The 22831-nt window shown below is 67.8% G+C and carries 20 protein-coding genes, 1 pseudogene and 1 riboswitch; of the genes and pseudogenes, 1 reads left to right on the top strand and 20 read right to left on the bottom strand.

The genetic code is table 11. The features are described 5' to 3' along the window. Nucleotides 1–9: 9 nt before the first annotated feature. From secG to rpe, 15 genes are all read right to left on the bottom strand, one after another. Entirely contained in the window at nt 10–243 is a 234-nt protein-coding gene (gene secG, locus FO044_RS07040) for a preprotein translocase subunit SecG (protein ID WP_132994363.1), read from the bottom strand. A gap of 139 nt (nt 244–382) precedes the next feature. Continuing rightward, on the bottom strand, nt 383–1168 hold the full coding sequence (gene tpiA / locus FO044_RS07035) for a triose-phosphate isomerase (RefSeq protein WP_132994411.1): 786 nt from the start codon (nt 1166–1168) through the stop codon (nt 383–385). Nucleotides 1169–1197: 29 nt separating this feature from the next. Continuing rightward, nucleotides 1198–2415, bottom strand: coding sequence for a phosphoglycerate kinase (locus tag FO044_RS07030; protein WP_132994364.1), 1218 nt, complete (start codon nt 2413–2415; stop codon nt 1198–1200). 2 nt (nt 2416–2417) lie between these two features. Further along, nucleotides 2418–3437 carry a type I glyceraldehyde-3-phosphate dehydrogenase gene (gene gap / locus FO044_RS07025; protein ID WP_132994365.1) on the bottom strand — a complete coding sequence of 340 codons (1020 nt, stop codon included), beginning with the start codon at nt 3435–3437 and terminating at the stop codon, nt 2418–2420. A gap of 133 nt (nt 3438–3570) precedes the next feature. Next, nucleotides 3571–4548, bottom strand: a complete 978-nt coding sequence (gene whiA, locus FO044_RS07020) for a DNA-binding protein WhiA (RefSeq protein ID WP_186290594.1) — start codon at nt 4546–4548, stop codon at nt 3571–3573. Nucleotides 4549–4651: 103 nt separating this feature from the next. Further along, nucleotides 4652–5641 carry a gluconeogenesis factor YvcK family protein gene (locus FO044_RS07015; RefSeq protein WP_132994367.1) on the bottom strand — a complete coding sequence of 330 codons (990 nt, stop codon included), beginning with the start codon at nt 5639–5641 and terminating at the stop codon, nt 4652–4654. Then, entirely contained in the window at nt 5638–6489 is an 852-nt protein-coding gene (gene rapZ, locus FO044_RS07010; protein WP_132994412.1) for an RNase adapter RapZ, read from the bottom strand. Before rapZ ends, FO044_RS07015 begins: the two co-directional genes overlap by 4 nt. Nucleotides 6490–6530: 41 nt before the next feature. Next, nucleotides 6531–8492, bottom strand: a complete 1962-nt coding sequence (gene uvrC, locus FO044_RS07005; protein ID WP_132994368.1) for an excinuclease ABC subunit UvrC — start codon at nt 8490–8492, stop codon at nt 6531–6533. A gap of 10 nt (nt 8493–8502) precedes the next feature. Continuing rightward, nucleotides 8503–9162, bottom strand: coding sequence for a DUF6226 family protein (locus FO044_RS07000; RefSeq protein WP_132994369.1), 660 nt, complete (start codon nt 9160–9162; stop codon nt 8503–8505). A 70-nt stretch (nt 9163–9232) separates the two neighbouring features. Then, a complete protein-coding gene (locus FO044_RS06995) occupies nt 9233–9700 on the bottom strand; it encodes a PH domain-containing protein (RefSeq protein WP_235831565.1) in 468 nt (155 codons plus the stop codon). Next, a complete protein-coding gene (gene ribH / locus FO044_RS06990; protein ID WP_132994370.1) occupies nt 9697–10167 on the bottom strand; it encodes a 6,7-dimethyl-8-ribityllumazine synthase in 471 nt (156 codons plus the stop codon). Before ribH ends, FO044_RS06995 begins: the two co-directional genes overlap by 4 nt. Continuing rightward, nucleotides 10164–11465: a bifunctional 3,4-dihydroxy-2-butanone-4-phosphate synthase/GTP cyclohydrolase II gene (locus FO044_RS06985; RefSeq protein ID WP_132994371.1), complete on the bottom strand. Its 1302-nt coding sequence runs from the start codon at nt 11463–11465 to the stop codon at nt 10164–10166. Before FO044_RS06985 ends, ribH begins: the two co-directional genes overlap by 4 nt. Then, entirely contained in the window at nt 11462–12088 is a 627-nt protein-coding gene (locus FO044_RS06980; RefSeq protein ID WP_132994372.1) for a riboflavin synthase, read from the bottom strand. Before FO044_RS06980 ends, FO044_RS06985 begins: the two co-directional genes overlap by 4 nt. Nucleotides 12089–12145: 57 nt before the next feature. Next, nucleotides 12146–12299, bottom strand: a riboswitch (FMN riboswitch). 82 nt (nt 12300–12381) lie between these two features. Then, complete coding sequence (gene ribD, locus FO044_RS06975; RefSeq protein ID WP_132994414.1) at nt 12382–13365, bottom strand: bifunctional diaminohydroxyphosphoribosylaminopyrimidine deaminase/5-amino-6-(5-phosphoribosylamino)uracil reductase RibD; 984 nt, start codon at nt 13363–13365, stop codon at nt 12382–12384. A gap of 20 nt (nt 13366–13385) precedes the next feature. Further along, entirely contained in the window at nt 13386–14090 is a 705-nt protein-coding gene (gene rpe / locus FO044_RS06970; protein ID WP_132994373.1) for a ribulose-phosphate 3-epimerase, read from the bottom strand. A 124-nt stretch (nt 14091–14214) separates the two neighbouring features. On the opposite strand from rpe, the pseudogene FO044_RS15145 reads away from it, so the two are divergent. After that, nucleotides 14215–15171, top strand: a pseudogene (locus tag FO044_RS15145) (DUF222 domain-containing protein); the annotation flags it as partial. Nucleotides 15172–15798: 627 nt separating this feature from the next. Here FO044_RS15145 and FO044_RS06960 read toward each other — a convergent pair. The 5 genes from FO044_RS06960 to coaBC all read right to left on the bottom strand — a co-directional run bounded on the left by FO044_RS06960 (nt 15799) and on the right by coaBC (nt 22830). Beyond that, complete coding sequence (locus tag FO044_RS06960; protein WP_132993460.1) at nt 15799–17265, bottom strand: RsmB/NOP family class I SAM-dependent RNA methyltransferase; 1467 nt, start codon at nt 17263–17265, stop codon at nt 15799–15801. Next, entirely contained in the window at nt 17262–18203 is a 942-nt protein-coding gene (fmt, locus tag FO044_RS06955) for a methionyl-tRNA formyltransferase (protein WP_132993461.1), read from the bottom strand. The genes FO044_RS06960 and fmt overlap by 4 nt, the downstream gene beginning before the upstream one ends. Nucleotides 18204–18205: 2 nt before the next feature. Then, nucleotides 18206–20212: a primosomal protein N' gene (locus FO044_RS06950; protein WP_186290614.1), complete on the bottom strand. Its 2007-nt coding sequence runs from the start codon at nt 20210–20212 to the stop codon at nt 18206–18208. Nucleotides 20213–20280: 68 nt separating this feature from the next. Next, the gene (gene metK / locus FO044_RS06945) at nt 20281–21495 is read right to left on the bottom strand and encodes a methionine adenosyltransferase (protein ID WP_132993462.1); all 1215 of its coding nucleotides are present in this window, start codon (nt 21493–21495) and stop codon (nt 20281–20283) included. Nucleotides 21496–21585: 90 nt separating this feature from the next. Further along, nucleotides 21586–22830, bottom strand: a complete 1245-nt coding sequence (coaBC, locus tag FO044_RS06940; RefSeq protein WP_132993463.1) for a bifunctional phosphopantothenoylcysteine decarboxylase/phosphopantothenate--cysteine ligase CoaBC — start codon at nt 22828–22830, stop codon at nt 21586–21588. Between the last annotated feature and the right edge of the window lies 1 nt (nt 22831).

Genomic DNA, 22831 nt, shown 5'->3' with positions numbered 1-22831 from the left:
CGCGTCGAATCAAGAGAATTTGATGTCGAGTCCGACACCGATGATGAGAATCAGCCAGACGAGCCCGATGAAGACCGTCAACCGGTCGAGGTTCTTCTCGACCACGGATGATCCGGACAGGCTCGACTGAACGCCGCCGCCGAACAGGGACGAGAGTCCACCGCCCTTGGCGCGGTGGAGCAGAACCAGCACGATCAGCAAAAGGCTGGTGATGATCAAGCCGATGTTGAGCGCGAGAGTCACGAGTCGATGGTCCTGTCAGTCTGTGGGTCGCGGCCGCAGGCCGCCGGAAAAGCCACGCCGCCGGAAAAAGTTCTGTGGCAGGCTGCCCGGCACATGTGCCCGGACAACCTGCCACAGTCTACGCGATACAACCGGTGAATCAGAGCAGGGGGCCGCCGGCGGCGATCGCCGACAGTTGCGCGAAGTCCGCGGACTTGAGCGAGGCACCGCCCACCAGCGCGCCGTCGACGTCGATCTGCGACACGATCTCGCCGACGTTCTTGGCGTTGACACTGCCGCCGTAGAGCACGCGCACCGTATCGGCCGTCGCCTGGTCGGCGAGCTCGGCGAGTGCGCCGCGAACGGCACCGCACACCTCCTGCGCGTCCCCCGCGCTCGCGACGCGACCGGTGCCGATGGCCCAGACCGGCTCGTACGCCACGACGATCTTCGCGATCTCGTCGGCCGACAAGCCGGCCAGCGACTCCTTGATCTGCTCGACGTTGTACGCGACGTGCTCACCGGATTCGCGGACGTCGAGTCCCTCGCCGATGCACACGATGGGGGTCAGACCGTGCCGGAGCGCCGCCTTGGTCTTCGCCAGGACCGTCTCGTTCGACTCATCGTGCAGCGTGCGCCGCTCCGAGTGGCCCACGACGACGTACGTGCAACCGAGCTTGGCCAGGAAAGCTCCGCTGACCTCACCCGTGTACGCGCCCGAATCATGCTCGGAGACGTCCTGAGCACCGTAGGTGAGCAGCAGTTTGTCGCCGTCGACTACCGTCTGCACGCTGCGGATGTCGGTGAACGGCGGGATCACCGTGACGTCCACCTTGTCGAAGTACTTCGCGGGCAGGGCGAAGGAGATCTTCTGCACCAGGGCGATCGCCTCGAGGTGGTTCAGATTGCACTTCCAGTTGCCCGCGATGAGAGGCTTGCGGCCCATCGTCTTCTCGGCGCTCGTCTTGCTCGCCATCACTTCTCCTGTTCCAGAACCTGAAGGCCGGGCAGTACCTTGCCTTCCAGGTACTCGAGCGAGGCCCCGCCACCGGTCGAGATGTGCGAGAACGCGTCGTCCGGGATGCCGAGCGACCGCACGGCGGCAGCCGAGTCGCCGCCGCCCACCACGCTGAAGGCGCCATTGGCGGTGGCCTTCGCGATCGCCTCTGCGACCCCGCGCGTCCCCGCCGCGAACTTCTCGAACTCGAACACACCCGACGGGCCGTTCCAGAAGACCGTCTTCGCACCGGAGAGCACTGCGGCGAATCGTTCGACCGAACCGGGACCGATGTCCAGGCCCATGCCCTCGGAGAACCCGTCCGCCGTCGACGCGATGCTCGTCTGCGCATCCGGTGCGAACGAGTCGGCCACGACGATGTCGTGCGGCAGATGGATCACATCGCCGAACCGCTCGAGGAGATCCTTGCAGGTGTCGATCATGTCGGCCTGCAGAAGGGAGTCGCCCACCGGGCTGCCCTGTGCCTTGATGAACGTGAACGCCATCCCGCCGCCGATAACCAGAGTGTCGACCTTGGGCGCCAGCGCCTCGATGACACCGAGCTTGTCGGACACCTTCGAACCGCCGAGCACCACCGCGTACGGGTCGGCGACGTCGCCGGTGATCTTGGCCAGCACGTCGACCTCGGTCGCGACCAGATCGCCCGCGTAGGAGGGCAGCAGCTCGGCGACGTCGTAGACCGACGCCTGCTTGCGATGCACCACACCGAATCCGTCGGAGACGAAAGCGCCGTCCTCGCCGACCAGTTCGACGAGCGCCGCAGCGAGCTTGGCCCGCTCGGCATCGTCCTTACTGGTCTCACGCGGATCGAAGCGGATGTTCTCCAGCAGGAGGATGTCGCCGTCGGTCAGGCCCTCCGCACGTGCGAGTGCGTCCGACCCGACCACATCGCCCGCCAGCTGGACGTTGCGCCCGAGCTCCTCGGACAGTCGTGCGGCGACCGGCGCCAGCGAGAGCGCGGGATCCGGTTCGCCTGTGGGGCGGCCGAGGTGGGCGGTCACGATGACCTTGGCTCCGGCCTCCACCAGCGTGCGCAGGGTCGGCGCCGACGCGATGATCCGGCCGGGGTCGGTGATCTCACTGCCGTCGAGCGGCACGTTGAAATCTGACCGGACCAGCACGCCACGGCCCGAGACACCTTCGGCGAGAAGGTCCTTGAGGGTTCGAACAGCCATCTTTACAGCGACTTCCCAACCAGACCGATGAGGTCGGCGAGGCGGTTCGAGTAGCCCCACTCGTTGTCGTACCACGACACGGCCTTCGCCTGGTTGCCGATGACCTTGGTCAGGCCGGCGTCGAACAGCGAGCTGTGCGGGTCGGTGACGATGTCGCTGGAGACGATCGGTGCGTCGTAGTACTTGAGGATGCCCTTGAGCGGACCGTCCGCAGCTGCCTTCATCGCCGCATTGATCTCTTCGGCGGTCGCCTGCTTCTTGAGCACGGCGGTGAGGTCGGTGACCGAGCCGGTCGGGATCGGCACACGGAGTGCGTAGCCGTCGAGCTTGCCCTTGAGCTCCGGGAGAACCAGGCCGATGGCCTTGGCCGCACCGGTGCCGGTCGGAACGATGTTCACCGCAGCTGCCCGAGCGCGGCGCAGGTCCTTGTGCGGACCGTCCTGCAGGTTCTGGTCCTGCGTGTACGCGTGGATCGTGGTCATCAGGCCCTGTTCGATGCCGAACTCGTCGTTCAGCACCTTGGCCAACGGGCCGAGGCAGTTCGTGGTGCACGAGGCGTTCGAGATGATGTCCTGGCTGCCGTCGTACTGGTCGTCGTTGACGCCCATGACGATGGTGATGTCCTCATCGGAGGCCGGGGCCGAGATGATGACCTTCTTGGCGCCCGCATCCAGATGGCCCTTGGCCTTGTCCCGTGCGGTGAAGATGCCGGTGGACTCGACGACCACGTCGACGCCCAGGTCGCCCCACGGAATCGCGGCCGGCCCCTCCTTGATGGACAGCGCCTTGATCCGCTGGTCGCCGACGACGATCGTGTCCTCGCCCTCGAGGCTCACGTCCTGCGGCAGACGGCCCAGGATGCTATCGAACTTCAGCAGATGCGCCAGCGACGCGTTGTCGGTCAGGTCGTTGACGGCCACGATCTCGATGTCGGTGGTCCCCAGCGCCTTCTGCGCCGCAACGGCGCGGAAGAAGTTACGGCCGATTCGGCCGAAGCCGTTGACGCCTACGCGAACAGTCACTGTGGTGCTCCTTAAGCGGTGAGTGAAAGGGTCTTCGGTTGTCGCGACCCGCTGGTCTTCAGCGTAGTGGGCCGCATCTCCGCAGTGAGCGGAAGGTCTATCGGGTCATGTCCCGTCGATCATGTTCCGGCGGTCACGCATCGTCCAGCAGTTCGGCGGTGACGGCCGACTCCGTGTCGGGCAAGCCCTCGGTGCGCGCCTTCTTATCGGCCATCGACAGCAGCCTGCGAATGCGGCCTGCCACCGCGTCCTTGGTCATCGGCGGGTCCGCGAGCTGGCCCAGTTCCTCGAGCGAGGCCTGCCGATGCGCGACGCGGAGGCTGCCTGCGGCGACGAGGTGGTCGGGCACTTCGTCGCCCAGGATGTCCAGTGCACGTTCCACACGGGCCGCTGCCGCGACGGCGGCCCGCGCCGAACGGCGCAGGTTCGCGTCGTCGAAGTTCGCCAGCCGGTTGGCCGTTGCCCGGACCTCCCGGCGCATGCGTCGCTCCTCCCACACCAGTCGGGTGTCGTGTGCACCCATCTTGGTCAGAAGTGCGCCGATCGCCTCGCCGTCGCGGATCACCACCCGGTCCGCGCCGCGCACCTCTCGGGCCTTAGCACTCACGCCGAGCCTGCGTGCCGCGCCCACGAGAGCGAGAGCGGCCTCCGGCCCCGGGCAGCTCACTTCGAGTGCCGAGGATCGGCCCGGTTCGGTGAGGGATCCGTGCGCGAGGAACGCACCGCGCCACGCCGCTTCAGCGTCTCCGACGCTGCCGCCGACCACCTGGGCCGGCAAGCCCCGCACGGGCCTGCCGCGCATGTCGAGCAGCCCGGTCTGCCGGGCCAGACCTTCGCCGTCCTTGGTGATGCGCACGATGTAGCGCGCGCTCTTCCGTGCCCCGCCCGAGCGCAGGACGTGAACATCCGAGTTGTAGCCGAACAGGTCGTGGATCTCCTGGCGGAGACGTCGCGCGACGTTTCCGAGGTCGACCTCCGCCTCGACGACCACCCGGCCCGCCACGATCTGCAATCCGCCGGCGAACCGCAGCAGGGCCGAGACCTCGGCCTTACGGCAACTGATCTGGGTCACCGCCAGACGGCTCAGTTCGTCCTTGACCGCACCGGTCATCGCCACTGGTCGTAGCCTCCTGTAACAAACACGAATTCCGTCCCCACCACACCTAGTCGGGCCCTGGAGGGAGGTGGGCGTCGACGGCGCAATGCAATTCAGACTACCGGTCGGTGTCTTCGGCCAACAGGCGCCTCAAGGTCTGCGCTGCCTTCTGTGGATCGTGCTCATGCGTTCCGGGCACCGCGAGGTCGGCGACGACCAGCCGCGCACCGAACGATGCGGCGGCTCTCTTCAGGTGCTCGCGCTCGGATCCGACGGACACCGAACCCGCATCGACCACCACATCGTCGACGCGCAGCGTGTCGGCATGCGCATGCAGCACGTGCAGATGACGCTCCACCGAGAACCCGGTGGTCTCCCCCGGCTCGTTCGCCAGATTCACGAACAGCACCTTGCGGGCGGACGTCTCGCGCAGAGCCGTGACCTGTGCGGGCACCAGCACGTGCGGAATCACGCTGGAGAACCACGAGCCGGGACCGATCGTCACCAGATCAGCATCGCTGATCGCGCTGATCGCCGCCGTGCACGCGTCGGGTTCCCCGGGGATGACCCGGACTCGTCGCACCTTGCCCGGTGTCGTCGCCACGGCCACCTGCCCGCGGATCACGCGGCTCATGCGCGGATCGGATTCCAGTCCGGTCACGTCCGCCTCGATGACGAGCGGTCCCGGCGACATCGGCAGCACGCGACCGTCGATGCCGAACAGATCGATGATGGTGTCGAGGGCCTCGACGACGTCGTCGGTGAGCTCCTCGACCCCCGCGAGCATGAGGTTGCCGACCGGATGCCCGGCGAGAGCACCGTAGCCGCCGAGTCGGTGCTGCAGTATCCGCGACCACCGGATGTGTCGCCGGGCTGCCGCCGGATCCCGCTCCTCGCGCTCCGCCAGGGCGGTCGGTGCACCCATCAGGGCGGCCAATGCCATCCGCAGATCCCCCGGCGGGATTCCGCCGAGCTCGTTCCGAAGACGTCCGGAGGAGCCGCCGTCGTCGGCGACCGTGACGATCGCGGTCACGTCAGCGGTCAGGTACCGAACCGCGGTGAGGGTGTTGAAGAGGCCGTGTCCCCCACCGAGGGCTGCGGCCTTCACTCGCGACCCAGATCGCGGTGCGTCACCTGCACCTCGTAGCGCGACTGCCCGTTCTCGTCGGCGACTCCCTCGAGGCGTCGTGCGAGCTCATGCGACATCGCCACGCTGCGATGCTTGCCGCCTGTGCATCCGACACCGATCGTCATGTACCCCTTTCCTTCGCGCAGATATCCCCGCGCGACGATTCCGACCAGCTCCACGTAGCGGTCGATGAACTCGAGTGCGTCGTCCTGTCCCAGCACGTAGTCGCGGACACGTGGCTCGCGTCCGTCGTGCTCACGCAGTTCGGGAATCCAGAACGGATTCGGCAGGAATCGCACGTCCACCACGAGGTCGCAGTCGATCGGCAGCCCGTACTTGAATCCGAACGACTGAACGGCCACTGAGAGACCCGACCCGCCGACGTGCGGGAACGTGCTTTCCACGATCGCCCGCAGCCTGGTCGAGCTCAGATTCGACGTGTCGATCACGGTGCCCGCCGCGGTCTGCACCGCCTCGAGGATCTCGCGCTCGGCCGTGATCCCTTCGCTCAGTGTGCCGTTGCCCTGCAGTGGGTGACGCCTGCGGACCTGCTCGAAGCGGCGGACCAGCACGTCGTCGGAGGCGTCGACGAAGATGACCGCCGTCTGAGCTCCGTCCGCCTCCAGACCGTCGCACAGTCCCGCGATGTCGTCGGCGAACGACGAATCGCTCCCCCGCACGACGAGCGCGATCTTCTGCGCACCCACCTCGCTGCTGCGCACCTTCTCGATCAGCTGAGCGATCAGCGACACCGGCACGTTGTCGGACACGTACCAACCGTCGTCCTCGAGGATGTTGGCGACCGAGGTCCGGCCCGCTCCGGACATGCCCGTCACGAACAAGACCGTCGTGGTCCCATTTTGGTCACTCACCGGTCGACACCTTTCTGTTCACCTGAACCCACAGTCTCGTCTCGCTCGTCTCGCAGGGCATCGTGCACCGTCTGCGCGGTAGTGACGCCGATGCCGGGAACGTCCGCGATCTCCTCGAGGCTCGCCTGCTTGAGGTTCGCCACCGACCCGAAATGCGTCACGAGCGCCGTGCGGCGCGTGGAGCCGAGGCCGGGTATCCCGTCGAGCGCCGACGCCGTCATGCGCTTGCTCCGTTTGCTGCGATGGAAGGTGATCGCGAACCGGTGCGCCTCGTCGCGCACCCGCTGCAACAGGAAGAGCGCTTCGCTGTTGCGTGGCAGGATCACCGGCTCATCATCACCCGGAATCCACACTTCTTCGAGCCTTTTGGCCAGGCCGACGATCGCGACGTCCGCCACGCCCAGCTCGTCGAGCACCGTCGCTGCCGCATGCACCTGCGGCGCACCGCCATCGACGACGAACAGGTTGGGCGGATACGCGAACTTGCGGACCCGGCGTTCGTCCGCCGGTGCCTCGCCGCTGTCGGCAGGCGGAGGGGCCGCCCCCTCGCCGGCCCGATGACGCAGGAACCGCCTGCGCGTGACCTCTGCGATCGACGCGACGTCGTCGGAGCGGCCGTCGCCTGCCGCCTCCTTGATGCCGTAATGCCGGTAATCCGATTTTCTCGGCAGACCGTCCTCGAAGACGACGAGCGAGGCCACCACATCGGTGCCCTGTACGTGCGAGATGTCGATGCACTCGATGCGCAGCGGTGCGACGTCGAGTCCGAGGTATTCCTGCAGCTCGGTGAGCGCCGCCGATCGGGTGGTCAGGTCGCCTGCCCGTTGCAGCTTGTGCCGAACGAGCGAGTCGGACGCGTTGCGCTCGACGGTCGCCATCAAGTTCCGCTTGTCGCCGCGCTGCGGCACCCGGACCTCGACACGCGATCCACGTCGCTGCGTCAGCCAGTCGGACAACCGCGCCGGGTCGTCCGGCAGGACCGGCACCAGAACCTCGCGCGGGATGCCGGAGCTCATCTCCGACTCGGCACCGTAGAACTGCGTCAGGAAGGTCTCCACCTGTTCCGCGCGGCTCGCGCTCTCCTGCACCTCGACCACCCAGCCGCGTTCGCCGCGCACCCGGCCGTCCCGGACGTGGAAGATCTGCACCGACGACTCCAGTTCATCGCCCACCATCGCTATCACATCGGCATCGGTGCCGCTGCCGAGGACGACGGCCTGCTTCTCCATGGCGCGCTTGAGCGCGGACACGTCGTCGCGCAGACGCGCGGCGCGCTCGAAATCCAAGTCCTCGGCGGCAGTGGCCATCTCGCGTTCCAGCCTGCGGACCAGACGATCCGTCTTACCCGCGAGGAAATCGCAGAAGTCCTCGACGATCGCCCGGTGCTCGTCGGCGTCCACCCGCCCCACGCACGGTGCCGAGCACTTGTCGATGTAGCCGAGCAAGCAGGGCCTGCCCATCTGCTCGTTGCGCCGGAACACGCCGGTTGAACAGGTGCGCACCGGAAACACCCGCGTCAGCAGGTCGACGGTCTCGCGAATGGCCCAGGCGTGGGAGTACGGACCGAAGTACCGAACTCCCGGTCGGCGCGGGCCCCGGTACACGAACACGCGCGGGTACTTCTCATTCAGCGTCACCGCGAGCATCGGGTAGCTCTTATCGTCCCGATAGCGGACGTTGAAGCGCGGATCGAACTCCTTGATCCAGTTGTACTCGAGCTGCAGGGCCTCGACCTCGGTGCCGACGACAGTCCATTCGACGGACGCCGCGGTCGTCACCATCTGCCGGGTGCGCGGGTGCAGGCCGGTCAGGTCCGCGAAATAAGAGGTCAGCCGGGAACGGAGGTTCTTGGCCTTGCCGACGTAAATCACTCGCCGATGCGCGTCACGAAACTTGTAGACGCCGGGATCGGTGGGAATCGAGCCCGATGCCGGGCGATAGGTCGACGGGTCTGGCACGTCCTCCAGGCTAGTCGGCCGGTACGACAGACTTCAGCGGCCACGGCGCCCATTCGCCGCCGAACTCCTTGAGCGCCCGCCGCGCGGCCTTGACCACCGGTTTGTCCTCGGGGAACACCACGCAGCGGCCCGTCCGGCTGGTTCCGGAGGCATCGAGCTCATGTTCCTTCCACAGGCGGACTGCGCCGGTCACCGACTCGCTGAGTCCACCGTCGACTACCCCGAACACCTCCGATTCGAGGCTCTCCACCTCGGTGATCACCTGTGCGTCGCAGGCATCGCACATGCAATCGGGGTGAACGAACTCGCTGAGCAGTCCACAGGTGAGGACCACCGATGACGGGTACAGATCGAAGGAGATGGGCGCCGCATGAGGACTGGCGGGAGTCAACGTCACGCGACGGTCGGGCGCAGGTCGCTCCTCGACGCGACTCTCGGCGTCCTCGTCCACCTCGACGGTCACCTCGTACCGCGCGGAGAGGTGCTCGATGATGCTGTTCGCCACGAGAACGATCCGCTCGAACCGCTCGGGATGAGAGATGGTCGCGTACGCCTCGTCGGGCGCGGGCCCGTCCTCCCAGTGATCGCCGAATCGGACCCCGTCGTCAGCAACGTACGGGTTCAGGTCGATGTCCGGACGCACGTATCCTTGCGCCGCACTGCTTCGCATGACGACCAGCCTAGCCACGTCGTCAACCCGATGGCGCAGATGCCTGGGCTCGGCGCGCCGTGCGCTCGGCTCAGCCCTCTGCCGGGCCCACCGATGCGGAGTGCTTCGCGTGCAGACTCCGGAACTCGGTCATCGCGGCCACCGCGGCGTCTCCGTCGCGCGCCTGCACGGCGAGCACCGGGATGTGCTCGTCATCCGGCAGGAGGAGCTGAGCCGAGAACCCTTTCGCCGGATACTCCAGACCGCGCACGACGTCCCAGTCGAACAGCCGTTCCGACACCAGATTCCGCACGGCGACACCGTCCGGACCTACTCGCAGACGAGCACGGAAGACCAGCAGCACCGCACCCGAGATCACCGCGCCCACGGCGATGAGACCGATCTTGTCGGCCCAGCCGATGCCGACGCCGGTGTACGACACGTCCAGCAGCAATCCGAAGGTCAGGTGGATGGCCATGATCAGGATGACCGTCCAGATCGCCGCCAACCGCAGCCAGCGCGGCGTGTAGACCAGTTCCCAGGTGTCAGTGGTGCTCACGCCAGGTCCCGAAGGATCAGCGCGGACGCGATCGCGGCCGACATGGCCTGGGCTCCCTTGTCCTCCACCGAATCCGGCAGTCCGGCACGGGCCAGCGCCTGCGCCTCGTTCAACGTGCTCAGCACCCCGTTGCCGACCGGCGTCGACTCGTCGAGCGATACCCGGGTGAGGCCGGATGTCACGGCGTCGCAGACGTACTCGAAATGCGGGGTCTCCCCCTTGATGACCACCCCGAGGGCGACCACGACGTCGTGAGTACGCGCCAGTGCCTGCACGATCACCGGAAGCTCGATCGCTCCCGCGACCCGAACGATCGTGGGAGCGGAGACGTCGGCGTTCCCAGCCGCCCGCACTGCGCCGTCGAGCAACGCCGTGCAGATCGTCTCGTGCCACTGGGAGGCGGCGATCGCCACCCGCAGATCGCCTGCGTTCTGCAGGTCGAGTGCCGGCTCTCCGTGTCCGCTCATGCCCCTGCTCCCTTTCCGTCCAGGTCGGCCGCCGGATCGAAGTCGTCGAGACCTTCGAGCATGTGCCCCATTCGATCCCGCTTCGTCTTCAGATATCTCAGGTTCTCCGAGTTGGCCCGCAACGGCATCGGCACCCGATCGGTGATCTGCAGACCGTAGCCGTCGAGTCCTACCCGCTTCGCGGGGTTGTTCGTGAGCAGGCGCATCGAGCGCACGCCCAGATCGACCAGGATCTGCGCACCGATTCCGTAGTCTCGGGCGTCCGCGGGCAGGCCCAGCTCCAGATTCGCGTCGACCGTGTCGGCTCCCGCATCCTGCAGCTGGTAGGCCTGCAGCTTGTGCATCAGACCGATGCCCCGCCCTTCGTGCCCTCTCATGTACAGCACGATGCCGCGGCCCTCGTCGGCGACCATCGACATGGCGGCCTGCAGTTGCGGGCCGCAATCGCAGCGCAGCGAACCGAACACGTCGCCGGTCAGGCACTCCGAGTGCACGCGCACCAGCACGTCCTCGCCCCCGCCGTCGGCGCCGCCGACATCGCCCATGACGAGGGCCACGTGCTCGGCGTCGTCGAACAGGCTCGAGTACCCGACGGCCTTGAAGCTTCCGAACTCGGTCGGGATGCGCGCGTCGGCGATGCGCTGGACGTGGGTCTCATGGCGACGCCGCCAGGCGATGAGGTCGGCGATGGAGATCAACGCGAGATCGTGCTCATCGGCGAACACCCGGAGCTCGTCGGTCCGGGCCATCGAGCCCTCGTCCTTCTGACTGACGATCTCGCAGATGGCGCCCGCAGAGTTCAGCCCGGCCAGCCGCGCCAGGTCGACGGCGGCCTCGGTGTGGCCGGGGCGGCGCAGCACGCCGCCGTCCTTGGCTCGCAGAGGCACCACATGGCCCGGGCGGGTCAGATCCTGGGCCTGTGCCTCCGGATCCGCCAGCAGTCGCATGGTCCTCGCCCGGTCGGAGGCGCTGATGCCGGTGCCGATGCCTTCACGGGCATCCACGGTGACCGTGTAAGCGGTGCCGTGCTTGTCCTGGTTCTCGGTGTACATCGGAGGGAGGCCGAGACGGTCGCAATCGTCGCCCACGAGCGGTACGCACAGGTAGCCGGAGGTGTAGCGAACCATGAAGGCCACCAACTCGGGGGTCGCCTTCTCGGCGGCGAAGATCAGATCGCCTTCGTTCTCGCGATCCTCGTCGTCGACGACGACCACCGCCTTGCCCGCCGCGATATCGGCGATCGCGCGGTCGACGGTATCGAAGGCGATCTCGTCGCGCGCCGTCTCGTTCTCACTCATGACCGTCCACCTTCTGTCTGGCCGGCGCCGGTCAGACGCTCGACGTACTTCGCGATGACATCCACTTCCAGATTCACTCGTGCTCCGGCCGCCACCGTGCCGAGGGTGGTCTCCGAGAGGGTCGTCGGGATCAACGAGACCTCCAGCCAATCGCCGGTGCCCTCGACCGACCCGATTCCGGACACCGTGAGGGAGATCCCGTCGACGGTGATCGATCCCTTCTCCACCACGTATCGTGCGAGGTCCGCAGGAACCGCGATCCGCACCACGGTCCAGTTCTCGCTCGGCGTGATCGACACGACGGCACCGACGCCGTCGACGTGGCCCTGGACGATATGTCCACCGAACCGTCCGTCGGCGGCCATCGCACGCTCGAGGTTCACGGACGCGCCCGCGCCGAGTCGATCGAGGGAGCTCCGGTGCAGCGTCTCCGCCATGACATCGACGGTGAACGCATCGCCGTCGAGTTCGACGACCGTCAGACAGACGCCGTTGACGGCGATCGAGTCGCCGAAGGATGCGTCACTGGTGGCTACGGGGCCGCGAATACGGAAACGCGCGGCTTCTGCGAGGTCTTCACGGGCGATGATCTCGCCGCGCTCCTCAACGATTCCGGTGAACACCGTCTCTCCTTTGCACGTGCGCGCTCGGGACAGACAGTTCACGGCTCGGTGCCGCGCTGCGGTTCTCTCGCATCCGGACTATGACCGTCGGCTCCGGAATCTCACCGGAATCTGCTGACCCTGCACCCGTGAAGGATGCAGGCGCTCGCGGGCTCGTCCCTGTGAAGGCATCACCGCCGGTGGGGAGTCTCACCCCGCCCCGAGAACTACTTCCGAAGGTAGCACGCAGTGGGCGACGAGTCGCGTCCGAGTGCTGCGTGAGACGGGCGGAAATCGCTCTCCGCGAGGCCTCGTCAGACCCGCCGCAGCCTCAGGAACAGGTCGTCTCCAAGGGTTCGCACCTCGTCGCGCGCGAAACGGCGAGCATCCGCGAGTGTCCGCTGAGTGGGATCGTCCACTGCCTCAGCTCCCGCGCCGAGCAGCAGCGGGGCGAGATAGACGTGCACCTCGTCGACGAGGCCTGCCGCGAGAAACGCGCCGGCGACACTCGGTCCGCCTTCGACGATCACCGTCAGCGCTTCGGGGAGTTCGGCCAGCACGTCGACCGGTTCGTGCGAGCTGACCTGCACAAAGCGCGACAAGCCGTCGCGCAGCTTCGCCGTACCGGGGACCTCGCGGTGCCCGAGGACGACGCGGACTGGCTGATGCGGATACAGCGCTCCATCCGGCTGCCGCGCGGTCAGTGACGGGTCGTCGGCCAGCGCCGTTCCCGTCCCGACCACGATCGCGTCCGCGGCGCATCGCTGACGGTGCGTGTGCTCACGCGCCTCGGAGCCCGTGATCCACTGGCTCGTGCCGTCGGGCGCCGCGATGCGGCCGTCCATAGTCGACGCCACCTTCAGAATCACGCTGGGTCGATCGTGCTGCTGCCGGAACAACCAGTGGCGCAGAGGGCCCCGCGCCGCCTCGTCGCGCAGCACGCCGCCGGTCACCTCGACTCCCGCTGATTCGAGTGCGGCCGCTCCCCCGGCGGCGTCCGGATTGGGATCGGCTACGGCATAGACGACCTTCGCGATCCCCGCGTCGATCAGCGCGCGGGTGCACGGTCCCGTGCGTCCGGTGTGGTGACAGGGCTCCAGCGTCACGACGGCGGTTCCGCCCAGTGCCGCATCGCCCGCGGCGCGCAGTGCCATCACCTCGGCGTGCGCCCCGCCGGCTTCCTGGGTCGACCCGGTACCGATCACCAGCCCGTCGCCGTCGAGGATGACCGCACCCACCGGAGGGTTCGGGGAACTCACGCCTCGGGCAGCCTCCGACGCCGCGATCGCCCGCCGCATGGCGTCCTCGAGTTCGGGAATCACCGGTTCTCGCGCACCTCGGTCGCCTTGCGGCGCAGTTCGGCGACGCGGGCCGACGGATCGTCGCCGCCGTACACCGCGGAGCCCGCGACGAAGCAGTCGACGCCCGCCTCCGCGGCCTGCTCGATCGTCGAATCCGAGATCCCGCCGTCGATCTCGATGAGCAGGCGGAGCTCATCACTGTCGATTCTCTTGCGGATGGTCCGCACCTTGTCGAGGACCTCGGGCATGAACTTCTGACCGCCGAACCCGGGCTCGACACTCATCACGAGGAACGTGTCGAAGTTGCCCAGGATCTCCAGATACGGGTCGAGCGGCGTGCCCGGCTTCACTGCGAGTCCCGCCTTTCCGCCTGCGGCCCGGATGTCGCGCGCCACGCTCGACGGATCATCGGTCGCCTCGGCGTGGAAGGTCACGTTGTACGCACCCGCCTCGGCGTACGGCGGCGCCCAGCGCCCCGGATCATCGATCATCAGGTGGCAGTCGAGAGGAATGTCGGTCGCCTTCAGCAAGCTCTCGACGATCGGCATCCCGAGTGTCAGGTTCGGCACGAAATGGTTGTCCATCACGTCCACGTGAACCCATTCGACACCGGGATCCACGTCGGACGGTCCGACCGCGGCCACCTCGGAAGCGAGGTTCGCGAAATCCGCGGACAGGATGGAGGGGGCGATCATCGGAGCCGGGCGGCCGCTGGTGCACATGCGGGCAATTGTAGGAGAGCCGCGCCGCCACCGCCCTCCGGCGTCCGCACCCGACAACAGACCGTTGCGAACATACGTTCGATTACAGTAATATGGAAGGCAGGATCAGGAACGATATCCGGAGGTGAGAGCGTTGACAGCGACCCTCGGCGAGACACCGCAGCGGCCCGATAGGCCGCCGGATGCCAGTACGGTTTCGGTGACTGATGACGCCATCACCATCCGGATCCCGCGACCGGCCACCACAACCGCCGAGCGATCCGATCGTGCGGGCCTGCTGCAGTTCGCCGCCCGCGCCGACTCCTTCCAGGGCCTGGTCCTCTGGCACCGCTACCACGCGATCCACACCCTCCTGCACGCAAAGTCCGCCGACCTCGACAACAACGCCGGCCGCGATTCCTACACGCGCCTCTACGATGCCCTGACCCAGACCGCAGCCTCCTACGCCGCCGTCACCGGCTACTCCCAGTACGCCGCCGAAACCTTCCTCGACCTCGCCATCGCCTGCCACGAACGCATCCCCGCCATCGGTACCCTCCTGCGCCACGGCATCCTCACCCCCGCCTGGTTCCGCGAAGCAGTCACCCAGACCACCCTCGTCGACGACACCACGACCCTGGCCCTCATCGACACCCACGCCGCCCACCGACTCGCCACCGCAGGCACACTCTCACGCCCCCGCGTACGCGACATCGTCGCCGCCATCGTCGCCGAACACGACGCCGACGCCGCCCGCCACGCACGCGAAGCCACCAAGCCCCGTAAGAAAGTCACCACCGAACCCCTCGACAACGGACTGTCCGAACTGGCGATCACCGCCGACACCGCCGACATCCGACTCTCCGCCGACACCCTCGACGCCGTCATCACGGGTGTGTGCCCCCACGACCCCCGCACCCGCCAGGTCCTGCGCTCGGACGCGGCCATCGCCCGCCTCACCGGCACCGCATTCACCTGCCGCTGCGACCGCGATGACTGCACCGCCGACCTCACCGACAACGCAACCGCGGCCCGCTGCGCCTCCATCGTCCTGCACGTCATCGCCCGCCGAGACACCCTCACCGGCGAATCCGACCTCCCCGCCCACCTCGACGGACACGGACCCATCACCGCCGACCACGCACGTGAGCTGGCCGCCCGCACGGGCACTATCCGTCGCGACCTCGATCTCGGCAAGCTCCTCGACCGCACCGCACAGCATGCCGATCCCTACCGGCCCACCGCCACCTGCGACACCGCCGTCCGCGCACTGCACGCCCACTGCACCTGGCCCGGCTGCCACCGCCCCGCCTGGACCAGCGACCTCGACCACATCACCGAATACAACCACTCCGATCCGGCAGCGGGCGGTGCCACCTGCTTCTGCAACCTCGCACCCAAATGCCGCTTCCACCACGGACTGAAAACCCACGCCACCGGCTGGATCGACGACCAGATCACCGACGCACACGGCATCATCTGGACCGAGATCACCACCCCCGAAGGCATCACCACCCGCGCCCGAGCCACCAACACCTGGCTCCTACCCGAACTCGGACTCCTCCCCTGCCAACACCCACCGCCCACCGATCCCGGAACCACGAACGAACCAGAACCCCGACGACCCATCACCCGCACCACCGCCAAACATCGTTACCGCATGGCCGCGCGCGCCCAGAACAGACGCCGACGAGAAAAAAATCATCGCCGACGACAGAGAACCACCGTTCTAGCCGGCCGTCTTCCGCAGAACGGCCAGGAACATCGCATCAGTGTCGTGCCGGTGCGGCCAGAGCTGAACGTACGGTCCGGCACCGAAAGGCTCCGGGTCGGCGGCATCTCCGGCAACCAGCGGCCGTGCATCTACCGCCTCGACACCGGAATTCTCACCGAGCACGGAGCTGATCACCTCAGTGGTCTCCGCCGGGTGCGGTGAGCACGTCGAATAGACGACGACACCGCCCGGACGGACCAGCCGCAGCGCCTCGGTCAGCAGTTCGGTCTGCAGGGTCACCAGCTCAGGAACTTCGTCCGGTGTGCGTCGCCACCGAGCCTCAGGCCGACGGCGGAGTGCGCCGAGCCCCGAGCACGGGGCATCTACGAGGATCCGGTCGTACCCGGGCTCTAGACCGGAGTCTCGACCATCAGCGACGTGAACGGTCACGGGAAGAGCGTCGACTACGTTCTCGATCAATCGCGCGCGGTGCTCCGACACCTCGACCGCGTCGAGGTGCGCACCGTCGAGATGCGCGAGTGACCCCAGTAGTGCAGCCTTTCCTCCGGGGCCGGCGCACAGATCCAGCCAGCGGCCGGTCCGCCCGCCTTCTGCGGAAGTGACATCCGCGCGCGCAGCGGCGAGCGCCACGAGCTGGCTGCCCTCGTCCTGGACTCCCGCGAAACCGTCACGGACCGCTTCGAGCTCACCGGGATCACCGTCGGGCAGGTACACGCAGTAGGACGACAGCCGGCCTTCCTCGCCGCCGCTGATGAGCGCCAGCTCCTCCGCGGTGATCTGACCGGGGCGGGCGACGAGGTGAACGATCGGACGTTCGTCATCCGCTGCGAGTGCGGCCTGCAGTTCGCCGATCGAGCCGAGCGCCCGGTGGAAGACCTCGGCGATCCAGCGTGGATGCGCGTACGAGAACGCCAGATGGCCGATCATGTCGTCGGCCATCGACGGTGCGAGCACGTCGATCCACAGCTGCTCATCGCGTTGACTCACTTTGCGGAGCACCGCGTTCACGAATCCTGACGGACCCATCCCGCTCTCCGCACGCACCAGGTCCACCGATGTCGAGACGGCGGCGTGTGAGCCGATCCGGGTCCGCAGCAGCTGATAGCTGCCCATCCGGAGCACGTCGAGCAGGTCGCCATCGATCTCCGCTGTCGGCCGGCCTGCCGCCGACTCGATGACCGCGTCGAGTACGCCGATCGTCCGCGACGTGCCGTACGTCAACTCTGTAGCGAGCGCCTTGTCACGTCGGTCCAGGCTGCGTTCCCGAAGGAGCCGAGGCAGCAGGATGTTCGCGTACGCATCGTCCTTGCGCACGGCACGAAGCACATCGAGCGCGACGCGACGAGCCCCGTCGACCGGCTTGGAACGCAGCTTCTTATCCTGGCCGCTGCGCTTGTCTGGGCCGGCGGACCGGCCTGCGCCACTGCGCGTGTCCCGACGATCCCTGCCACCGTGTGTCATGCGAAATGTCCTGTCTCGTCGAATCGCGTGCCGCGCGCCCAGTCTGCGGCGTGCATGACCTTCTTCCCCGGAGCCTGCACACTGCCGAGTTTCACCGCACCCGATGCGGTACCGATGAACACCGCCTTCTTCGTGACTCCGATCTGACCGGCCGACAGCTGTCCGGGAACAGCCGGATCGTCATCAGCGAGCGTCACCGGTCCGAGCTTGATCCGCGCGTCGCCCAGTTCGGTCCAGGCTCCCGGGCTCGGAGTGTGCGCCCGGATCGCACGATCGACGAGGTGGGACGGTAGGTCCCAGCGCACTCGTGCGTCGTCGACGGTGATCTTCGCGGCATGGGAGACGCCGTCGGGGTCCTGTGGTGCCGGCGAGAGCTCGCCTTCGGCGATGCCGTCGACGACGGCCTTCGTCAACCCCGATCCGCCGGCCGCGAGGCGCTCGAGAAGGTCTCCCGCTGTGTCGGTGTCCCGGATCGACGCGGTGAGGGTGCCGTACACGGGCCCGGTGTCCAGACCGGCTTCCAGCTCGAACACACTCGCGCCGGTGATCTCATCGCCTGCGGCGATCGCCGCCTGAACGGGAGCCGCTCCGCGCCACGCCGGCAGGATCGAGAAGTGCAGATTGATCCACCCGTGCGGCAACTGGTCGAGAATCGCCTGCGGAATCAGTCCGCCGTAGGCCACGACCACGCCGAGGTCGGGCTCCCATCGGGCCAGCGTCTCAGCGACCACCGGCTCGGACATCCGGCCCGGGGTGATCACCTCGATCCCGTGCTCGTCGGCAATCGTGCCGACAGCCGAGCGCACCGTCCTGCGGCCGCGACCCGCCGTGGTGTCGGGCCGGGTGATCACGCCGACCACGGTGTGGTCCGGCGAATCGATGAGCTCTCGAAGAGTCGGCACCGCGACGTCGGGGGTACCAGCGAACACCAGTTTCATAATCAACCAATCGTAGGTGGGTCGATCTGGACCCGGATGCCCGCGGTGTCATCGTGCCGCGCGTTCCGCAGCACCTGGCCGGCCCGGAGTGCAGCCGACAGTTCGCGGCCCACCACTCGGGGCGTCCGCAGCAGGACGCGCTCGAGCTCGCCCTCTCCGTCGAGACCCGCGGGCCTGCGCACTCCGGCGGGCAGCGGTACGGGCCCGAGCCTCTCCGCCGACGGTGGCAGCGCGAGCAGGTCGAGGAAGGCCGCGATCGCGGGTGCCGGTCCGTCCACGGACGCCATCGTGACGGCCGGAGGGAAGCCCAGCTCTCTCCGCTGGGCGAGGTCACCCGACGCGAACCCGGCTGGATCCCAACGGATCAGCGCCTGCACGGCGGAGACGCCCGCGTCGGCGACGATCACCACGCGTCCGCCGTCGGATGCGGGTCGTACCAACGTGGAGACCGACATCCACATGCGCACCGACTCCTCGGCCGCACGCAGATCCTCGCGGTCGAGCTGGGCCCAGGTATCGAGGAGGACTGCGGCGCCGTAGCCCCCGGGCGCCCGTGGGGCGGCTCCCGGTGTCGCCACCACGACCCGCGGTCCCTCCGGAATCTCGTCGACGATCTTCTGCCCGCCCGAGGTCACGACCGGCACCCCGGGAAACGCCTTGCCGAGCTCCTCCGCCGTCCTCTTGTCGCCGACCATGAGGGCACGCACCGCCCGGGCGCCGCATGCCGGGCAGACGTATCGCAGTTCCGGTCGGCCGCACCACCGGCACGCCAGCTCCCCGCGGTCGTTCATCGAGAGTGGACCGTTGCACGCGCGGCACCGGGCGTGTGTGCGGCACCGGGCACATGCCACCGACGGCAGATAGCCACGGCGCGGCACGCTGAACAGGACGGGCGCCTCCGCGGCCACGGCCCGACGTGCGGCGTCGAACGCCGTCGCCGGGATGCGCGCCGAGCGTGCGAGCGGGTCGCCGTCGATCCGGCGGTCGTCGTCGGAGATTCCCTCGACCCGCGGGGCCGCAGCCCTCACCGCCTCACGAGGGGCCACCAGATCGTGCGCCCATCCCGATTCCACGAGTGCCTGAGCTTCGGTCGTACGGGAGTGACCGCCGATCAGCAGGCCCGTCCCGGTTGCATGCGAACGCAGCACGGCCACTTCCCGCGGGTGCGGATACGGCGCGCGCGGCTCATCGAGACTCTGGTCACCGTCATCGAACACAACGGTCAGTGCGAGATCCGCTACCGGCGCGAAAACCGCACTGCGAGTGCCGATCACGACTCGCGCTTGACCCCGCAGAACCGACAGCCAGCGCCGGTACCGGGCGGTCGGCCCCAAGCCGGCAGCAAGCGCCACGCACCGTTCACCCAGGTACGGGTCACACGCTGCGGCGAGCCGATCGAGATCTCGTTGGTCCGGGACGACGATGATCGCCCCTCGTCCGGCAGCGGCCACCTCGGTCGCCAGTTCGGCAAGGCGCACGGCCCAGTCGTCGCCGGGCAGCACCTGCCAGCAGGCGCGCGGGTGGCGGTCGTCGAGGGTCGCCCGCAGGAACGACGCAGCCGTCGCGTACCGCTCCCAACCGGACATCCCCGGCCCGGTGATCTCCCCGGGATCCTCCGCCCCTGGGTTCTCCGCCCTCTGGTTCTCCGCGACCGATTCCTTCTCGACGCGCGCGTGCCTCGGCGGGATCGCGAGTCGCAGGACGTCGGGCATCGTGCCCGCGTAACGATCCGCGACAGCCCGGCAGAGCGAGGCGAGTTCCTCGGTCAGAACCACCTCCGGCGACACCACGCGCTCGAGCCAGGCCAGTCGGCCTCCGTGATCGGACGCACCGAGACGTTCGAGCAGGAAACCGTCGACCAGCCGCCCGGCGAACCGGATGCGCACCCGGACACCGGGTTGTGCGACCGCGTCGAACTTCTCATCGACCAGATAATCGAAAGGCCGGTCCAGGTGTGCCAGACCGAGCATCGGAAGCACCCGGGCAACCGGGAGCCGGGATGCCGGCATGCGCCGATTCTTCTCCCCCGCTTTCGCAGTCGCCTCTTCCGTCACACGCAGAGCCTAGCGGGCAGCGATCAGAGTCCGGCGGCCTTGCGCAGCTCGTCGACGCGGTCGGTGCGCTCCCACGGCAGATCCACGTCCGTGCGACCGAAGTGCCCGTAGGCCGCCGTGGCACCGTAGATCGGCTGCAGCAGTTCCAGGTCGCGGACGATCGCACCCGGACGCAGATCGAACACCTCGGCGATCGCCTTCTGAATGGTCCCCGGATCCACCGTCTCGGTGCCGAACGTCTCGACGAACAGGCCGACGGGGGCGGCGGCACCGATCGCGTACGCGACCTGCACCTCGATCCGCTTCGCCAGACCCGCCGCAACTGCGTTCTTGGCGACCCAGCGCATCGCGTAGGCGGCACTGCGGTCGACCTTCGACGGATCCTTGCCCGAGAACGCGCCACCACCGTGACGGGCCATGCCGCCGTAGGTGTCGACGATGATCTTGCGGCCGGTGAGGCCTGCGTCGCCCATCGGCCCGCCGAGCACGAAGCTGCCGGTCGGGTTCACCAGCAGCCGCGGCGCCGTGGTGTCCAGCTTCACCGGAAGGTCGAGCTCGGCGAACACCGGTTCGAGAACGTGTTTGCGGATATCCGGGGTGAGCATGCCCTCGAGGTCGATGTCGGCGGCGTGCTGCGTGGAGACGACGACCGTGTCGAGACGCACGGGTGTGTCACCCGCGTACTCGATGGTCACCTGGGTCTTGCCGTCCGGACGCAGATACGGGAGGGTGCCGTTCTTGCGGACCTCCGTCAGCCGACGCGACAACCGGTGCGCCAGTGCGATCGGCAGCGGCATCAGTTCTGGAGTGTCGTCGTTGGCGTACCCGAACATCAGTCCCTGATCGCCTGCGCCCTGCTGATCGATGTCGTCTGAACCCGACCCGGTCCGCGTCTCATGCGAGTCGGTGAGTCCCTGGGCGATCTCCGGCGATTGCGCACCGATCGCCACGTTCACACCGCAGGAGCGGCCGTCGAAGCCCTTGGTCGACGAGTCGTAGCCGATCTCGACGATCTTCTCGCGCACGATCGTCGGGATGTCGACGTAACCGACGGTGTTCACCTCGCCCGCCACGTGCACCTGACCCGTCGTGACCAATGTCTCCACCGCGACCTTCGCGTTCGGGTCCGATGCCAGGAGCGCATCGAGAATGGAGTCGCTGATCGCGTCGCAGATCTTGTCCGGATGTCCTTCCGTGACAGATTCGCTGGTGAAAAGGCGGGACGCTGAGGCGGTCATCGGTTCCTCTCGATGTACTTCGAAATCATGATGTCGGTCGTGGTGCCGCACGGCACCGACGGATCGTGATCGGGGTTGATCGGCTGGTGCTCAGTCGATGTGTCGGTCACCATTTCGCACGACGGCGGCCACTTCGTCAAGGATTCTGCTCGCCATCAACGTTTTCGATCCGAACGGCAGTGCGGTTTCCCGGCCATCGGCCGACAACGCCCATCCGGTGTTGTCCTCGGTACCGAAAGCGCGGCCGTCCCCGACCGCGTTCACGATCAGGAGGTCGCAGCCCTTGCGACGCAGTTTCGCCCGGCCGTGATCGAGGACCCCGCCGTCGGCGTCACCGGTCTCCGCCGCGAATCCGACGATCACCGTCTCGGCGGAGATGTCGCCGCGCACCCGCTGCCGGACGAGGCCGGCCAGGATGTCGGGGTTGGTGGAGAGTTCGATCGGGACCGGTCCGTCGTCACCCTTCTTGATCTTCGATCCGGCCACCGCGACGGGACGGAAATCGGCGACGGCCGCGGCCATGATCACGATGTCCGCAGTGGCGGCGCGTCGGGACATCTCGCGTTCCAGTTCCATCGCGGAGTCGATGTTCACGATCTCGACGGCTGCCGGATCTCCCGGATCGGTGGTGGCTCCGGCGACGAGGGTCACCCGCGCACCGCGCTGCGCCGCGGCTCGTGCGAGGGCGTATCCCTGCTTTCCGGAACTGTGGTTGCCGAGGTACCGAACCGGATCGAGCGCCTCACGGGTGCCGCCTGCGCTGACGACCACCTCGAGTCCCGCCAGATCGTGCGGGAGCGCGTCGGCACGATCGAGCAGGAGGTCGCCGATGAGCCCGATCTCTCCCGGCTCGGGCAGTCGGCCGGGTCCGCTGTCGGTGCCGGTGAGACGCCCGCTCGCGGGGGTCATCACCGTCGCACCGCGTTCACGCAGAGTGGCCACGTTGGCCGCGGTCGCCTGGTGCTCCCACATCTCGGTATGCATCGCCGGAGCGAACAGCACGGGACACGTGGCAGTCAGCAGGGACGCGGTGAGTAGATCGTCGGCCCGGCCGGCGGCGGCCCGGGCCATCAGATCAGCGGTGGCCGGAGCGACCACCACCAGATCGGCCTTCCGGCCCAGAGCGACGTGCGCCACCTCGTCGACGTCGTCGAACACGTCGGTGCTCACGGGATTCCCCGAAAGCGCCTCGAACGTGGCTGCGCCGACGAAGTTCAGGGCGGCGCGTGTCGGGATGACGCGAACGTCATGCCCCGCCTCGGTGAAATGACGGATGACCGAACACACCTTGTAGGCGGCGATCCCTCCGCCCACCCCGATCAGGATGTGCGACACC

Origin of the sequence: Gordonia zhaorongruii, assembly GCF_007559005.1 — a bacterium.
Taxonomy (GTDB): Bacteria; Actinomycetota; Actinomycetes; order Mycobacteriales; family Mycobacteriaceae; genus Gordonia; species Gordonia zhaorongruii.
The sequence above is the reverse complement of the archived record's forward strand: the minus strand, read 5'-3'. Positions and strand labels throughout refer to the sequence as shown.

Coding starts and splice junctions, on each gene's coding strand:
- FO044_RS06950 (WP_186290614.1), bottom strand. CDS start 20,212: ATGCCGGCATCCCGGCTCCCGGTTGCCCGGGTGCTTCCGATGCTCGGT.
- rapZ (WP_132994412.1), bottom strand. CDS start 6,489: ATGTCCGGAGCGGGCCGGACCTCGGTCGCCAACATCCTCGAGGACGAC.
- whiA (WP_186290594.1), bottom strand. CDS start 4,548: ATGACCGGTGCGGTCAAGGACGAACTGAGCCGTCTGGCGGTGACCCAG.
- FO044_RS06985 (WP_132994371.1), bottom strand. CDS start 11,465: ATGAGTGAGAACGAGACGGCGCGCGACGAGATCGCCTTCGATACCGTC.
- FO044_RS07030 (WP_132994364.1), bottom strand. CDS start 2,415: ATGGCTGTTCGAACCCTCAAGGACCTTCTCGCCGAAGGTGTCTCGGGC.
- tpiA (WP_132994411.1), bottom strand. CDS start 1,168: ATGGGCCGCAAGCCTCTCATCGCGGGCAACTGGAAGTGCAATCTGAAC.
- FO044_RS06960 (WP_132993460.1), bottom strand. CDS start 17,265: ATGACACACGGTGGCAGGGATCGTCGGGACACGCGCAGTGGCGCAGGC.
- fmt (WP_132993461.1), bottom strand. CDS start 18,203: ATGAAACTGGTGTTCGCTGGTACCCCCGACGTCGCGGTGCCGACTCTT.
- FO044_RS07000 (WP_132994369.1), bottom strand. CDS start 9,162: ATGCGAAGCAGTGCGGCGCAAGGATACGTGCGTCCGGACATCGACCTG.
- ribD (WP_132994414.1), bottom strand. CDS start 13,365: ATGCGGCGGGCGATCGCGGCGTCGGAGGCTGCCCGAGGCGTGAGTTCC.
- metK (WP_132993462.1), bottom strand. CDS start 21,495: ATGACCGCCTCAGCGTCCCGCCTTTTCACCAGCGAATCTGTCACGGAA.
- ribH (WP_132994370.1), bottom strand. CDS start 10,167: ATGAGCGGACACGGAGAGCCGGCACTCGACCTGCAGAACGCAGGCGAT.
- rpe (WP_132994373.1), bottom strand. CDS start 14,090: ATGTGCACCAGCGGCCGCCCGGCTCCGATGATCGCCCCCTCCATCCTG.